The sequence below is a fragment of the Chitinophaga sp. MM2321 genome, assembly GCF_964033635.1.
Classification (GTDB): Bacteria; Bacteroidota; Bacteroidia; order Chitinophagales; family Chitinophagaceae; genus Chitinophaga.
In genome coordinates, this window is sequence record NZ_OZ035533.1 from 3,557,279 (window position 1) to 3,572,729 (window position 15,451).

The 15,451-nt window shown below is 42.1% G+C and carries 11 protein-coding genes; 4 read left to right on the plus strand and 7 right to left on the minus strand.

What is annotated here, in order from left to right:
- The first annotated feature begins 294 nt into the window (after positions 1-294).
- Complete coding sequence (locus ABQ275_RS13745; RefSeq protein ID WP_349313712.1) at positions 295-945, plus strand: response regulator transcription factor; 651 nt, start codon at positions 295-297, stop codon at positions 943-945.
- Here ABQ275_RS13745 and ABQ275_RS13750 read toward each other — a convergent pair.
- The 3 genes from ABQ275_RS13750 to ABQ275_RS13760 form a co-directional block, all read right to left on the minus strand.
- The gene (locus ABQ275_RS13750) at positions 914-3,934 is read right to left on the minus strand and encodes an ATP-binding protein (protein ID WP_349313713.1); all 3,021 of its coding nucleotides are present in this window, start codon (positions 3,932-3,934) and stop codon (positions 914-916) included. The genes ABQ275_RS13745 and ABQ275_RS13750 overlap by 32 nt on opposite strands.
- 134 nt (positions 3,935-4,068) lie before the next feature.
- Positions 4,069-4,536: a hypothetical protein gene (locus ABQ275_RS13755; RefSeq protein ID WP_349313714.1), complete on the minus strand. Its 468-nt coding sequence runs from the start codon at positions 4,534-4,536 to the stop codon at positions 4,069-4,071.
- Between the two features lie 10 nt (positions 4,537-4,546).
- Positions 4,547-5,518, minus strand: a complete 972-nt coding sequence (locus ABQ275_RS13760) for a cytochrome P460 family protein (RefSeq protein ID WP_349313715.1) — start codon at positions 5,516-5,518, stop codon at positions 4,547-4,549.
- A gap of 217 nt (positions 5,519-5,735) precedes the next feature.
- On the opposite strand from ABQ275_RS13760, the gene ABQ275_RS13765 reads away from it, so the two are divergent.
- Together ABQ275_RS13765 and ABQ275_RS13770 are read left to right on the plus strand one after the other, a co-directional pair.
- Positions 5,736-6,860: a LytTR family transcriptional regulator DNA-binding domain-containing protein gene (locus ABQ275_RS13765; protein WP_349313716.1), complete on the plus strand. Its 1,125-nt coding sequence runs from the start codon at positions 5,736-5,738 to the stop codon at positions 6,858-6,860.
- Positions 6,861-6,973: 113 nt separating this feature from the next.
- Positions 6,974-7,966, plus strand: coding sequence for a hypothetical protein (locus ABQ275_RS13770; protein ID WP_349313717.1), 993 nt, complete (start codon positions 6,974-6,976; stop codon positions 7,964-7,966).
- 325 nt (positions 7,967-8,291) lie between these two features.
- Here ABQ275_RS13770 and ABQ275_RS13775 read toward each other — a convergent pair whose 3' ends face one another.
- Complete coding sequence (locus tag ABQ275_RS13775) at positions 8,292-9,869, minus strand: Fic family protein (protein WP_349313718.1); 1,578 nt, start codon at positions 9,867-9,869, stop codon at positions 8,292-8,294.
- Positions 9,870-10,360: 491 nt separating this feature from the next.
- On the opposite strand from ABQ275_RS13775, the gene ABQ275_RS13780 reads away from it, so the two are divergent.
- A complete protein-coding gene (locus ABQ275_RS13780) occupies positions 10,361-11,128 on the plus strand; it encodes a hypothetical protein (RefSeq protein ID WP_349313719.1) in 768 nt (255 codons plus the stop codon).
- Positions 11,129-11,434: 306 nt separating this feature from the next.
- On the opposite strand, the gene ABQ275_RS13785 is transcribed toward ABQ275_RS13780, so the two are convergent.
- The 3 genes from ABQ275_RS13785 to ABQ275_RS13795 form a co-directional block, all read right to left on the minus strand.
- Complete coding sequence (locus tag ABQ275_RS13785) at positions 11,435-12,352, minus strand: cation diffusion facilitator family transporter (RefSeq protein ID WP_349313720.1); 918 nt, start codon at positions 12,350-12,352, stop codon at positions 11,435-11,437.
- Between the two features lie 257 nt (positions 12,353-12,609).
- The gene (locus tag ABQ275_RS13790) at positions 12,610-14,085 is read right to left on the minus strand and encodes an MFS transporter (RefSeq protein WP_349313721.1); all 1,476 of its coding nucleotides are present in this window, start codon (positions 14,083-14,085) and stop codon (positions 12,610-12,612) included.
- A 353-nt stretch (positions 14,086-14,438) separates the two neighbouring features.
- Positions 14,439-14,933: an ester cyclase gene (locus ABQ275_RS13795; protein WP_349313722.1), complete on the minus strand. Its 495-nt coding sequence runs from the start codon at positions 14,931-14,933 to the stop codon at positions 14,439-14,441.
- Positions 14,934-15,451: the final 518 nt, after the last annotated feature.

Consider the following 15,451-nt stretch of genomic DNA (forward strand, 5'->3'; position numbering starts at 1 on the left):
TATGGTATAAACATAAGAATGTCTGTTTGCCGCCATCCCTATGAGGGGAGCGGCAATTTTACCTGCCCGGTACCGGGGAGTCATTCATCGTAAAAACTGAGGAAAATCTTATTTCATAGGAATATCTGGTTACAAAATACAGTCGTCTGCCTATCTTATAAAATATTCAGGATTTGCCGCTTATCAAAAATATATCTTTGAAGCTTGTACATGCATAGAGACTTTTCTAAATTTAAGCGGCTAATTATTTGATACATAGAAAATTTTCTATCCTAACGAAAGCAGAACCCGGTCATGAAATCAATTTTAATAGCAGAAGATCACAGTGTACTGAGAATGGGAATTAGTCTTATCACTGATGAAGTTTATCCTGGCGTTATCATTAAAGAGGCAGATACCTTTTACGACACCCTGGAGCATTTACGGCATAATACCTTTGACCTCCTGATACTGGACATCCAGTTGCCGGGTGGCGGCAGTCCCCAGATGATAGCAGCGGCAAGAGCCCTGCAGCCTGATTTACGGATTCTGATTTTTTCTTACTTCGAAGAAGATACGCACGCTTTAAGTTATATCAAAGCAGGAGCCAACGGCTACCTTCCCAAGACGGCGCCACCGGATGTAGTAAAAGAAGCTATTAAGTATGTTTTGCAGGGTAATACCTTTGTGAGCGGCATCGTACAAACGCAAATGATCAATACGCTGCAACATTCAAAACAAAAGCCGGATGGGACTATGCCGTTACTATCGCCACGGGAAACACAAGTGATGCAGCTGTTGATCAGGGGCACAGGAAACCAGGATATCAAGTCAGCACTCAATATTCAATCTTCTACCCTAAGTACTTTTAAACTAAAAATCTTTACAAAAATGAAGGTCAACAATGTAGTGGAACTTGCCGCCAAGATCAATGCTATGCATGCCGGCGAAAAGATACAATCGTAAAACTACTGCCTTCACCTTCACTGCTGTCCAGGGTTATTTTCAGTCCCTGTGCAACTGCCAGCTCCTTCACGATGAGCAGTCCTATGCCGGATCCCTTCCTGGGACCGGCCTCGCTCCCCGGCTTGTTAAACCAGTGTTTCACATCTTCGGGTACGCCCGGCCCGGTATCCCTTACACGGAGCAACAGCAGATCATCTTCCATGATCATCTCCATCACGATTACTCCTTTCCTGGTTACCTTTACGGCGTTGTCCACCAGGTTGTATAACATGACTGATAAAAGTTGTTCATCTCCCCACAACATCAGCCAGTCAGGAATATTATTCAGGATCTCTGTGTTCTTTTCTGAAGCGATAGCCAGGAATATTTTTTGTATATCTTCCGCAACAGCCGCAGGCGAATACACACCGCTGACAGGCCCCATCTCCACCTGGCTTTTCAGGTATTTCAGTAAATTAGACACCATGTAGAACAGATAGCTGGTATGTTCGTTCATTGCAGACGCCATTTTTACGGTAGCTCCTCCGTCCTTTTTCGCAGCTGTTAAAATTTTCTCTGAGAGGAATTGCTGATACTGCAGCGGACTTAGTACATTATGACTGACTGACTGTACAATCCTTTGCTGGAACATAGTCCTCTTCTTTAATTCCTTTGTTTTTAAGTCTACCATCATGTCGAGCAGCAAGGCTTTATTTTGCAAATACCGTACACGCAAATGGACAAACAACCAGGATAAGATCAGTAACAACAGGGCACAGGTAACATAGAACCAGCGTGTTTCATGCCAGGCTAACGGCACTGCAAACTGTAACACCTTATCTGAAAAATTGCCATAGCCAAATCCATTCAGTTTTCGTACTACCAGGCTGTAATCTCCTGCCGGCAAGGTGGAGATAGATACTTTGCCTTCTGCGGGTAATGGCAGCCAGGTGGTATCGCCTGCGTTCTTTACCAACGCGTAAGTGACAATGAGGTTTTTACTATTCCCAAAATAGGGGCTGCTATACATTACCTGCAGCAACGAAAACTCACGTGGTAACTTCACCTTATTTTTGACCGGCAATGGCGAATTATCCAATAACAGCTGGTCAATCGTCATCGCAGCCTCCGGCAATATTGGTTTGATGGAATCCGGATTAAAAAATACCATCCCTTTAAGAGAGGGTAGAGAAATGTAACCATTGTTCAGGCTAACAGCACAAGGCTGACATCCGCCGTTGAACTCATTTGTAAAAAATCCGTCTTCCTTGTCATAGTATTGGTAATAAAGCGGAAAGGTTCCGTTTTCCGAATAAGCCAGCAAATCTTTTTTGCTCACCTGAAACAGTCCCCTATTGGTGGTAATCCAGAAAAAACCTTTTCTATCCGGTACCATACAGTGGGCAGTAGTAATATACCCATCCGGATCATAGGGAAAATGTGTCAGTTTGCCTTTATGATAAAGATAAAATCCATGATCATAAGTGGTGGCCCATATTTCTTCTGAACCGGTAACCGTGATGCTGCGTATATACTTTCCTTCCAGGCCCTTTATGGTATCTATGCTGCCATTTAAAGGGTTCAGCAGGAAAAGTCCTTCGTCTGTACCCACACACATCTGCCGGGAATTAAGCTTGGCGAAGTAGGTGATCTCTCCTTTAAATGCATGCAACAATACCGGCACTGCATCCTTCCTGTTGTCATCCAGCACGGCAATTCCTTTACTCTCCTTCAGCCCTATCCAGAGCAAGCCTTTATCATCGCGGTATAACATGCTAACAGAGCTGGGTAGCGTATCCGTTGAAAGTAACCGGAATGTCGACAATTGCAGGTGATACAACCAGATTCCCCTGCTGGTCCAGCTACCACCATTTCCATCGGTGCTGATACTATAAAAGCCGGAGATGTTTTGCCTCCTGAAAGGCGGCAATGGAATAGCGGCTCCTTTGGGTTTCAATATATACCCGTTGGGTATCAGTATACCATCCTGCCCATAGGGCATCTGGCTGTAATAACTTGCAGATCCTTCTCCTCCGTACTTTGCAACAAACTGTTGCAGCGACAATACAAATAAACCGTTTGTAGCACTACCGAGCAACAACCGGCCGTCCTTTGCGCTATAAAAAGCACAGCGTATTTCCTTTCCCGTTATGTCAAAATTGTCTACCAGTTTACGCGTTACCAGTTCATCATTGCTATTCCTTGTTACAAGATAGAAAGTGTGATTAAAATAGACCAGTAGATGGCTCGTATCATATATACTCCAGAAAGGCACTACCTGCCTGCCTGAATGGCGATAAAAAGGGTCCGACAGGATATCGCCTTTTAATGTGGAACGCTTTATCTGTTTACTGAATTCAGTTACTTCTCCATCACTTTCAAGGTGAAAAAAACGTCCATCCAACATAAAGAAGTTCCAGCATTTATCAACAGGGAATGGTAATGTATTGCGGACAACTCCATCCCGGACATAGCTTACTGTATCGTTATGGTATAGATAAAAACTCCTTTCATCCCGGTACAATTTCAGTTCATGAATTCTGGCGCCCCATCTTGTACTTTCATTGGGCAGTGACAGGGCATATGAAGTACCGTGGTGATTTTTCATTCCCGGCTGGTACCATTTCTGGTAATGACGCCGTTCGTTTGAATGAAACCTATATCGCATGGCTACCCCTTCCACTATATGCACCGCCTCATCTTTTTCGTTGAGCGCACCCACATTGCCCAATGTATCCTGGAATATAGTATAAAAGCGATTGGATTTCAACGACAGATTTCTTATATCTGCCACTTTAAATTGATCTCCATCAAACCGCACAATTCCATTTTCGGTAGTCAGCCAGATATAGCCATACTTATCGTGTACAATCGTATTCACACTATTTTGCGGCAACCCATTACTGTTATCGAAATGGCGAAGGGAATAAGTTAAGGAATCGGTTGCCTTACCAGTAAGGCTACACAGGCATAACAACACAATAGTGACAGTAATAAAAGGCGATTTCATCCGGGCGATAAAAATAAGGGTGCAAGGTAGCCAAAAATATATGCTATAAGGAATCGCTTTTATATAAATGTTTTATAACATTACGGTAATTCTCATGCGACGACATCCCCCATCCGCCTCTGATACAATAAGTCTTATGGATTATGGGCCATCTGCTGTGCAGTAATCAATGCTATCCGTTGAGCCGATGATGGGAAAGCAACTTTTCTTAAAGGATGCCCACTGTACAACTCGTAGCCAGGTAAAGCATCCCCATTGAAAACTACCCGTTCTACCCGGATAATTTGATCCGGAATATTGGCACCATACCACAAAGAATCGGATTTTTGTTTCCAGGTAACTTCATAAAGTACCGAGCCAGCGGGGTAAGCATTGCCGCTATTCAGTTTTGCATGTTGCATGGCCTCGTTATTTCCATATAAGGTAGACATACTGCCTTCTTTAGGATTAATAGAAAATGTTATCGGGATGAGCAATAAGGGGTTTTCCGGCAATTCATCTGCTGCCTGAACAGATGCTTTTTCATTTAAGTTGTCCCTATCCGGGGAAGTACAGCTAGCTAAAAACAAGGCTACCGCAACAGCGTATTTAATATATTTCATATTATCATTTTTATCTTGTGGTGGTATCAGATTTATTTATCTCCAGTTGTAAAGGCGCCGTAAAAACATAATCATTATCCTTTACGGGATTATGGCAGCTAATACACTCCTGAACAAAAACGGCGCGCTCTCCATAGGGTTTTAAATGATCCCCTTTCCATCGTGCCCATCCCCAGCCTTTGGTAGCAACATATTTTTTGGCGTCTTTTATCATAAATTCCACCTGGACAAAATCTCCGGCGGCAACAGTGCCATCAGGCTGGACTTGTTGCTTCCAGGCCGTTTTTGCAAAAATGGCTCCATCCGGCCAGGGATTGGTGTGGTGCTCTCTGATGGCTTTTACAGCGATGCTATTACCAAAAATAATACGCATGGTCCCATTGTCAAACCGATCTGTTGTACTGATAGCCTTCCAATCCCGGTAATCAGGTATGTAATTGATACCATTGGCGGTGGGCGCTACCTTCTTAGGATCCAATGCTGTTTTAGTGACAGGTGGATTAGCAGTGGCTTTATCACTGATAGGCAATGGTTCCTTCAAGGCCGTTCTCATGAGAGAAAGAGAAGTGACATAACTTTTCAATGTACTGATAGCCGCTTTATTTAATTTCGCATCCCGATGTATGGCGCTGTAAGCGGGCAGCGGCATCTCACCGGATAAGATCTTATTAAAAGCATAATATAGCAGAGCACTTCGCTGAGGTTGTTTTAGACTATCCCAATTTGAAAAATTAAGAACGCTTCTTCCATCCCTTATGTGTCCACTAACGATAAAGTTGGCAGGTGTTAACTGATCATACCAGCTCAGGTTAGTTTGATTAGAATGGCAGTCAAAACAGGAATTTCTCAAAATATCGCTCACCTCTTTGGGTACATCAGAGAGATCTTTTGCTGGTTCACTTTCAATTTTTTCAGGTCTCCAACATTGTATTAATACAATTCCTATTAACAGGAAAACGACTATTTTAACCCTCTTTTTCATTGGTGATACATTTTTACGTTGTTGTTTGATGAATCGAAAATACCTGCAACTCATTGATTTTTAGACTACTTTCCGGGGAAAGGGAATTTTTTGACCTTGAAGCCGAATATTTTAAACTGAATAATTTGGCTACTTTCGTTTTTATCATAAAAGGAGCAGGACCTTTTCTAAAATGGCAGGGCCCTCCATTTTATTTAATCAAAGAGGTATACAACAAGTGAAAAAAACGCGGCTATATACTTTAACACTCGTAGGGATAAGCATCGTTGTTTTGATGATCAGCCTGGCATCCACCCAATATCTTTACAATGCTGCCAGGGAAAAGTTGTGGAGTACCAAATTAGCATCCGGAGAGCGGGAAGCAAGGGAAATCGCTCACCTGCTGGAGCAGCAACTCAATAGCGGACTAACACAACAACAGGTGATCAATAACCTGCAGAGAAGCATCGAAAATACCGATGTCAAAAGTGATTTCATCTGCATGTATAACCAAAAGGGAATTGAACTGTGCCATCCGAACCCCGCCCTTATCGGTCAAATCATCGGGGAAGAAAACTCAGCGATAAAAGAACTAAAAACCGGGGAAAGCAGCTCTTTCATTGCTGTTTTACAAGCAGGCGTAAAAAGAAATGGGCTGCGCACATTCTCCGGCAATTCTCAGAAAAGCTCCGAAATAGTAACAGTTTATCCGGTACCACAAACGGATTGGATGGTAGCCTCCCACGCTAACTTAACGGTGTTACAGGAGCAGTTGTCTGATTTACACCTGCAGTTCCTGGTTGGTTTGCTGCTGAGTGCTATCGCCATCAGCCTTTGCTGTTATATGCTCATCCGGCTGATTTACAGAAAATACGAAGCTGATATTGACCACGAAATAAAGGAGTTAAATGATAAAGTGGTGGGATTGCAAGCCTTAAATCTGCAATTAAACACCCAGCAGGAAAAGTTACAGCAGCTTCCACATCCGTTGATGGCCCCTGCTGCTGCATCTGATACTGAAATAGTAAAAAAGAGAGTGATCACCTATCATAAAGATGAACTGATAAAATTAGATACCCACGACATTGCCTATGTTTTTCTGGACAACGGACTTCCTTATTTCTACACATTTGAAAATCGTCCCTTCAATAGTAATAATAGCCTGGATGAAATAATGAAATGGCTGGATAATACCAATTTCTATAGAGCAAACAGACAATTTATTATTAATATCCGGGCCATACAGAGCATATTGCTGTATGGAAAAAATCAGCTGAAACTGATTATGAAACCGGCGCCAGATATGGATGTTATCATCAGCAAGAACAAGGTAGCTGAATTTAAACAATGGCTGGATCAGTAAAAGCGCGGGCTCCCGGAATTACTACCAGCTTCCCATAATTTGACAGGATTTTCTACACAGACCAGTACTTCCGATTTATACAATATTCCATTTCTTCGACATTCTACCTTTGTATGTTGAAAGAAGGAAATAAAACAGGAACTGCAGTATTCGTGAATGCCCCGTTAACTAACAAAATAAGTGGTATGCGACTTAAAAAAGTAGAAAAAGGAGATGGTTTTTTTCGTGCCTTATTGATCAGGTTTATCTCAACCGTATCGGGAATGCGCCTGCCTGACGCCGCGCGTATCGTTATGTATCATAGAGATTTTTATGGAAAGCCAATGACAACCTGGACGCAGGCGGCCATGCGAGGCGAAAGCAGTTGGTCTGTTGGTGAGCGGGAACTTTTCGCGGCTATGACGGCAAAATGGAATTCATGCCCGTTTTGCATAGACGCGCACGGTGCTATTGCGTCATTGGCTTTGAATAAAACAATGGTAGCGGCATCACTTGCGGATTTTCGCCAGGCGAACCTACCTTCTAAATTATATGCCATCCTGGAGGTCCTGGAAATACTCACCAAAACACCAGATGAACTGACTAAGGAACAAGTGGCTACGGTACTTCAAAACGGAATATCCGCACGGGAACTGGAAGATGCAATGGCAATTGTCGCCCTGTTCGGCATTACTGTTCGCTGCGCGAATACTTTCAATTTTGAGATGTTGGATAATGCTGAATTATTCCAGGCAGCCAAGCGAATGCTGACACAGGGTTATGTTTTCGGCAAGGGCAAGATGAAAGGTCTCCCGGATCACAGGACCTTGGCCGAAGAACTGCGCAAACGCGTGCTTGAAGGACCTGGATTAACAAATACTGAATTTCGACAGGCATTTGCGAAACGAGCAACTGACGGCCCCGCTCTATCTGATCCAGATTATGACAAGCTGGCGCTACAAATTGGGCAATGTTCTTACAAGGTTACAGATGAACAGGTAGTAAAAGTAGTCCGGAAATCCGGAAGCGAAAAAGCCGCCTTTGAATTGATGACGGCAGCTGCTGTTAATTCGGGGCTTTATCGCTGGCAGCGGGGGCTTAGCTTATTAAAGGAAGTAGAAAAATAAAACTATCTGATAATTAATTATTAATAGAAGATTATATAACCCCTTTTCGCATCAAACAAAACTTCCTTTTTGTAGTTTTTCTTCGAAAAAGCAGCAAACAAATTAATCGCTAAGATCATGGAGAAATTTTGTATCTCTCCGAAGATCCGAAAACGCTTGCTAAATCAGTGCAGATCGGCACAAAATATATTTGGCTATAACTTCGAAGTATATCTGGTTTATATCCTTGCGAAGCGGAAAGGCTTATCAATGGAAATGCTGCGACTCCTGAAAAACGGAAAGCACTCGGTAGTTGCCTTACAGATTAAGATGTAGCTTCTTTTCGCTATTTAGTTTCTGGTAATTTAGCTACCATCTTGCCATGTAACTGCTCGTTAACTAAATAGCCAATAAAGGAGGCAAACGAAGTTATATCCTGTCCTACGCTTGCCTGCTCTAATGCCTGCATGTATTCAGTTCTTCTTTCCACAGGAATAACAGTCCACGGATATCCACCTGAAGCCAACATTGCATTCATTAGAAAACGTCCTATTCTTCCGTTGCCATCCATGTACGGGTGAATAAAAACAAAAATGAAATGACCCAATACCGCTCTAACCGATGCCGCTGGTTCTTCTTCCAATAATTCAAATAGTATGGGCATGGCATCCCTCATAGCATCAACATTCAAAGGAACGTGTTTGGAGTTGCCGATATGTACCTGATGATTGCGATACCCGGCAAGGTCTGCGGCCTTTAATAGTCCGGCAGCAACACTTGGGTCGAAGAGCTGTCTGTACCATTTTGAGTGATCTTTATCCACCTGCTTTCCCGAATTAGCTCCTTTCAATATGGCTGTGATGGTTTCTTTCACCTGCAAAAAGGCTTGGAAGTAGCCTCTTGCCGCCATTGCATCCCTTTGTTTTCGATCTTCTTCGTTTCCTTTGCTATTCCACTTGCCACTACTTACCCTTTCGATCAGTTCAGGTGTCACTCTATATCGCTCAATAGAAAGTGAGTGATAAGCATCAGTTACATAAATATCGTCAACGTCCTTTAAATAGGCTTGTGAATCATCGGGTATGCCGGGCGCTTGGGGAAAGTTGGCAATAATAATCTCACGCATTTGCTGCCACATGAGCCTGATTCGATTTGCATAAGGAGAACGTTCACGGGAGGAAAGGTTCAGGTTCAGTTTGGCTTCAAAAGGATCTTCTTCCCGTATATCATAATCGGCCTGCTTAACAGTATCAACAATCTGGTCAGCTATTTTATCCCTGTTTATATTTCTAAAAGCACCTGCTAATCTGCCGGCAAATGTTGTATGCCCCTTTTCTAAAAGAATAGGCAATACTTCTGAAGCATCTCTTATCAATGCAAGGGCTGTGCGGGCATCTATGGCATTTCTTGTATAAATACCCGGTGAGCTATAAACCAAAGCAGCAGGCAGACTGTATATCCTCATTCCATCCAATACGACGGTTTGATCCGCAGGTGGAATACTGGTCTTTAAATTGAATAAGGAAGTATTATGCGGCAAGGGTGTAGGATTATTATTTCCTTGCGGTGAACGTACCATCAGTTGCTGTGGCACTGTGCTGTTTCCTGCATGGATGAGAAGTGACTGATCTGCCGACAAACACCATTCATTACCAAACTTATAGTTTAGGAACTTCACAACGAAGTCCCAATAGGAACTATACCAAGACGTAGTTTCGCCTTCCTTTTCCGCGGGGTCTGTAGGTATGTACCAACCCTTTGTAACTTCACGGATAAAGCCATTTTTAAGTAATAATTCCCTGTATTTCCGATTGGGAATTTCATCGGTATGAATACCGACAGCTCCTTTATCCTGCAACTCCTGCAGGAATTTCAGGGATTCAACTAATCTTTCCCGGGGTGTCGCCATAATAAAACCTTGCATTTGTATGGCAGGCTATGCCGTCCATTATTTATTAAACATGGGTATGCAGTTACTATTAAATTGTGCCGTCCCCATACTATTAAACAAAGATGCGACAAATTTATTAAATCATGTCGTGCTATTTCTATTGAATACTGATCATATATCCTTTCATTGCCATATAAATACAATGCCGCACTTAATTTTAAAACGCTGCCATCGTCACCAAGTCCCCCTCCTTTTACCATTGGCTTTACGGATTTGCTGCAGCATTTTCCTGACAGTGCGTTCACTCCTACCGGTAATATTCTGGATGTCTTTTGCATAAATCACTATGCGATTAGGTACTAATATGTGCAAATTCGGCATAATCGGAATGGAAATTTTGCAGGGTTAAAATGCCGGCTTAGTTTGGTGTGGTTAAATGCAAATTTACAACATCCTGCGCAGATGTAAGCCTAACGGGCCTGGCTATGTGAAAGCCCTTTTTTATTATCTAAAATTATTTTCCAATGGCAAAACAAAACGGAATAATTCCCTTGGAAGGAACTATTGGCAATATCACTTTTTATAAAACAAAGGACGGTAACCTCGCCCGTGAGAAAGGAGGTGTTGATGCCAACCGCATCGCGACAGATCCGGCGTTTATACGTACCCGTGAAAATGGTGCAGAGTTTGGCCGTGCCGGTAAGGCAGGGAAAGTACTGCGGACAGCCTTCCGGGCAATGCTGTTAAACGTCCGGGATGGTCGCATGACACCACGGCTGGTTCGTGAGATGGTGAAGGTAATCAAGGCGGATGTCACGAATCTGAGAGGGCAACGCAACATTATCGATGGTGAGGCGGAATTGCTGAATGGGTTTGAGTTCAATGGTGATGCACCTTTAGGTGGTTCCCTTTATGCACCTTTCACGGCTACCATTGATCGCGCTGCCGGCATGCTTACGGTAGACATTCCAGCTTTCATTCCTGCTAATATGGTGGCAGCACCGGATGGAGCCACGCATTTTAAAATTGTGGCTGCTGGCGCTGAGATAGATTTCGAAGCGGAAACGTTTATCAATGGTAATGCTGCGACTCCTGAAACGGCTACTAATGCGGCGACCGTCGATGTGGCAAGTCTGGCGATAAATGTCATGGCAAACAGTACAAAACCATTGTTCCTGGCTTTGGGCATCGTGTTTTACCAACAAGTAAACGATGTACTGTATAACATCAAGAACGGCGCTTACAATGCACTGGCGTTGGTTGCTGTTTCAGGCACTGCACCGACGCCATAATACTTCTGTGGCATTCAAAGACGGCAGTAGATAATAACAGCGGTTCATCCGCTACGAAATAGTTCTTCTGGCCACAGGTATGGTTACCTTACGGATTGTTTGGTGTAATGGGTTCCTGCGAATCGCAGGAGCCCATTACTTTTGATACTGAAGTTTCTCTTGAACCAGGATTGAATATCACCAGGATTCATTCTCTGTATTTATAAATGACCATGCAAAGAAAGCATTCTTCTATTAAAAAACATGCAAAGTCCATCCATCCTTCTGGCCTCAAATAAAATTGAAAGGGAAGCATTTAACTACCTGTTATTTTTTTTCCATCAATGGCATAGCCTGGGGCTGAATAATCACAAAACCAACCAACGTATATTCCTGCTTAATGGCTTTTCGTACCCTTTCTATTGCATCAGTAATTCCTTCAGTATCGAGATCTGCTTTAAAATAAACCATAAGCATGAGTACAATTTCATCAGGCGACTCATAAGTTGATAGTATATTGCCTACCTTAATTACTGCCGGATCCCTCTCGGTCAGTTCCTTTATTTTTCGTTGCGTTTCGGGTGCTATGCCTTCACCCATCAGTAAGCTGCGGCTTTCACGCGCCAGTATCAATGAAGCAAAAACCAACAGTAATCCAACTAAAATGGAAGCCACGCCATCCAGAAAAGGCATATTAAAAGCATGGTTAATCAGCATTAAAACGAAAACAGTGATCAATCCAAGTACTGCTGCTCCGTCTTCAAACAATACCAAAAAACTTGAAGGGTCTTTACTATTAATGACCGCTTTCCAAAAACCTGTGCTGCCCCTTGTCTTATTAAATTCCCTGATAGCAATAACGAACGAGCCCCCATCAAAAATAAAAGAAAAGCCAAGGACAATGTAATTCAGCATGGGATCTATCAAAGGCTCCACTTTTTGGATATGTATAATGCCCTGGTAAATTGATAGCCCACCGCCCAATCCAAAAATAAGTATGGAAACAATGAACGACCAGAAATACAATTCTTTACCATAGCCAAAAGGTCTATACTTATCCGGCGGTCTGGCACTTCTCTTTAAACCATATAAAAGCAAAATCTGGTTGATAGTATCCACCAAAGAGTGGATACCTTCGGAAATCATTGATGAGCTATTAGTGCGCGCACCGGCAATAAATTTTACAATTGCTATCAGTACGTCTGCAACCAGGGCGCTGTAAATAGATGCATGATTTTTGGTCATATAGTTGATATCTTCTCAAAGATTATTACGGAAACCACCACCGAAATGGTAACAACGCCAGTAGTTCCGGGAAGTTTTATAAAGCGTTCATTCAGGTAAGAAAATATCGCGCTAATGCAAAAAAGTATGGTGAGGATGGTTAAAAGATCCATGTCAGATTCTTATTTTTGAGATGCCGGCAACATTGCTAATCGAATTCCCAAACACCTTGATTTGAGAGACTTCCATGATTCTTAGTATTAATTTGAACGAAAATTTTATTCCGAATTATTTTTTTGTTGTTTTGAAGATTCTTTAGGAACTGTTATCCATATTGATATTATTGCTACAACAACCATAAAAACATTAAAAAGCAGTCCTAGGCCTGCTGCATATCTTACTGCTATATTATCAGTTCTTCCCATGAAGATATCTGCCATTGGGGAAACTCCTTTCAGAGTGCTTAACCCGTAAAAAATAGCCGCAGAAATGGCAACGCCAAAGGCAGCACCCAGGGATGATGCCATCTTATATATGCCTGATGCTGATCCGGCCATATTTGCAGGAACGTTACTTAGGGCTGCGTCGGTAGAAGGTGTAGCATAAAAACCAAGTCCTACACCAAACAACGTAAACCCAACAAATGCAACAATGATATATTCTTTAGTCAATAGAAAAGTAAAACTTGTAAGCAGGATCCCCATCCCTGTTATGTAACAGCCGAGCAACATCGGTTTTCTTGGCCCCATTTTTTGAAGCAATTTTTCGCCCACCCGTATGGTGCTAAGTATGGCTACTAAATAACCAACAGTTATTAACCCCGACTGCAAAGAAGACAAGCCTGCCTCGGTTTGTACAAGCGCCAATGCAACAAGCAGAGTACCGGCAGCACCGTTTAATAGAAAATTGGATAGCGTAGCTCCTGAAAATGTTTGGTTTTTAAAAAGCGATAAATCAACGAAGCCGTTTTCACTCTTGCTCTCTATCCGGAGAAAAACAATAATGGATATGATAAAAATGACGCCGCAAATTATAATGGCAGGGCTTAACCAGCCAAGGCCCGATCCTTGTCCAATTACAATGTTTATGGCCAGCATGGCGATAATGAATGCGATGAGTCCTGCCCAATCGAAGGCTTTTTTGCCTGTAGTCGTTGATTTGCTTTCCGGTGTTCCCCTGATTAATAAATAACTTATAATAGCGACAAGAATCGATATAACGAAAATCCACCGCCAGCCAATGGTGGAGGCCACCAACCCACCAAATAAGGAACAGAAACCTGAACCGCCCCAGGAACCAATAGACCAAAAACTAAGTGCCCGCTGGCGTGCTTTACCATCATAGTAGGTTTTCATCAACGCCAATGTAGCAGGCATGATACAAGCTGCTGAAAGCCCCTGCAAGATGCGTCCGGCTAATAGAAAAAGAGCGGTACCAGAAGGTGAGATGACGATAAGAAGGGAACCAATAATACTAAGTAGCAAACCAATATAAGTAATTTTCACCCTGCCTATCCGGTCTGCCAGTCCACCGGCTACAACAATAAAAATCCCGGAAAACAATGCCGTAATGCTCACAGCAAGATTGTTCACACTGTGACTAATTTTTAGATCTGCACTCATTGCAGGTGCAATGTTTAATGTGGTTTGGGCAAAAAGCCAAAAGGTGATGACAGCTAAAACAATTCCAAGAATAAGTTTGTCCGTTCCACGGTAGTTTGATGTGACTGTCTTTGTTTGATTAGAAGCAATCATACTAATATTTTTATTTGGTTTGCTATTCCGCCCGCCCCAGCTGTTACTAAACTTACTGTTTAAAAAACTCGTCGTCTGCTTTTATCATTACATCGGTACTGATATCAAATGGATCTGGTGGGCCAACATTAAAATCTGTGCGATTGATAAAACCTGTTACCTGGAAGCCGGCTTTATATTTTTTGTAGGTAGAATCTTATAAAGTTCCCCTCTACCACATATTCATGGTAAGCTGTTTGGTAACCCCATGCATCGTGGGATCTCCCGACTTGTAAAATCCACATTTTGGGTTGTTTCAGGTAATGCAATCATCTGGTAACTTTTCGTTCAGAACAATTTTTTATTGTTGGATTCTATTTACCGATCCCCATCTGATTCATGTACGTTTGGTTATCCCAGAATAGAGATTCTTCTATCATTAATCCATCTTTCCAATGGCCTACAGTACACATTGGTATCTTAAAAGATTTACCGGTGGGTTGAATGAATTTTCCGTTTCCGATGGGCATGGGCTTTGTAAAGGTTCCCTCCATAAAACTTGTAACACAAGTCCATTCTCCGGTTCCGTTTCCAAAGCGGATCGGATGTACTTTTATCCGGGTGTCAGGGGCATATACAAACATAGCTTTCATGTCTTCAATATGCCTGGCAAGCCCATTGGTGTGATGGCCATCAGGCCAGTTTACAACAATATCATCTGAATGGTTTTCGTGGAAGCGAACCCATTCCTGCTGCGTGAATATCACAAAGTCCAGTGTATCAAATTTCACCAGATTTTTATCCAGTGTCGCATTTCCTTCTGCAATTGTTTTCAGAACATTTTGCATGGAATCAACCTTGGCCTTCATTTCGCTTGAATTACCATTGCTATTACTATTACAGCTTGTGAAAACCATGATAATAACCCCAAGAAAAATAGCAGCAGGTAAATCGAATTTTAGATGTCTCATTTTATATTTTTTTAATTGCTATTATAATTAATTGAGTAATGAAAAAGATCCCGCATATCCAATCAAATACTTTAAAAAAATTGAAATTTATTTATCAATAAAAATATTCTTCCATAGTCCATAAATCATAATTTTACTGGCATTAGATTGTTTTGACCACAGAACCAACTTCATTCCAGCCGCCACTGATACGGTTGCGATAAACAGCATCACACTACACGACTTTTGTAGTCCTGAGGAAAAAGCAGCGTGTCTAAGCATGGTAATTTAATGTTATAAATGAAGGGTTTCTAAATGATTCTGTTATTGCCGGGATTGCTTTTAACTTCATTCACTTTTAAAACAAATTTTTCATGATTAGGTTCTATCGAAGTGTTTAATTTTAGTGGCACTATCTATCTTATTGTGCTTAACCT

Bases quoted from the DNA above. Each gene is read 5' to 3' on its own strand.
- ABQ275_RS13745 (WP_349313712.1), top strand. From the start codon at position 295: ATGAAATCAATTTTAATAGCAGAAGATCACAGTGTACTGAGAATGGGA.
- ABQ275_RS13750 (WP_349313713.1), bottom strand. From the start codon at position 3,934: ATGAAATCGCCTTTTATTACTGTCACTATTGTGTTGTTATGCCTGTGT.
- ABQ275_RS13755 (WP_349313714.1), bottom strand. From the start codon at position 4,536: ATGAAATATATTAAATACGCTGTTGCGGTAGCCTTGTTTTTAGCTAGC.
- ABQ275_RS13760 (WP_349313715.1), bottom strand. From the start codon at position 5,518: ATGAAAAAGAGGGTTAAAATAGTCGTTTTCCTGTTAATAGGAATTGTA.
- ABQ275_RS13770 (WP_349313717.1), top strand. From the start codon at position 6,974: ATGTTGAAAGAAGGAAATAAAACAGGAACTGCAGTATTCGTGAATGCC.
- ABQ275_RS13775 (WP_349313718.1), bottom strand. From the start codon at position 9,869: ATGCAAGGTTTTATTATGGCGACACCCCGGGAAAGATTAGTTGAATCC.
- ABQ275_RS13780 (WP_349313719.1), top strand. From the start codon at position 10,361: ATGGCAAAACAAAACGGAATAATTCCCTTGGAAGGAACTATTGGCAAT.
- ABQ275_RS13785 (WP_349313720.1), bottom strand. From the start codon at position 12,352: ATGACCAAAAATCATGCATCTATTTACAGCGCCCTGGTTGCAGACGTA.
- ABQ275_RS13790 (WP_349313721.1), bottom strand. From the start codon at position 14,085: ATGATTGCTTCTAATCAAACAAAGACAGTCACATCAAACTACCGTGGA.
- ABQ275_RS13795 (WP_349313722.1), bottom strand. From the start codon at position 14,933: ATGAAGGCCAAGGTTGATTCCATGCAAAATGTTCTGAAAACAATTGCA.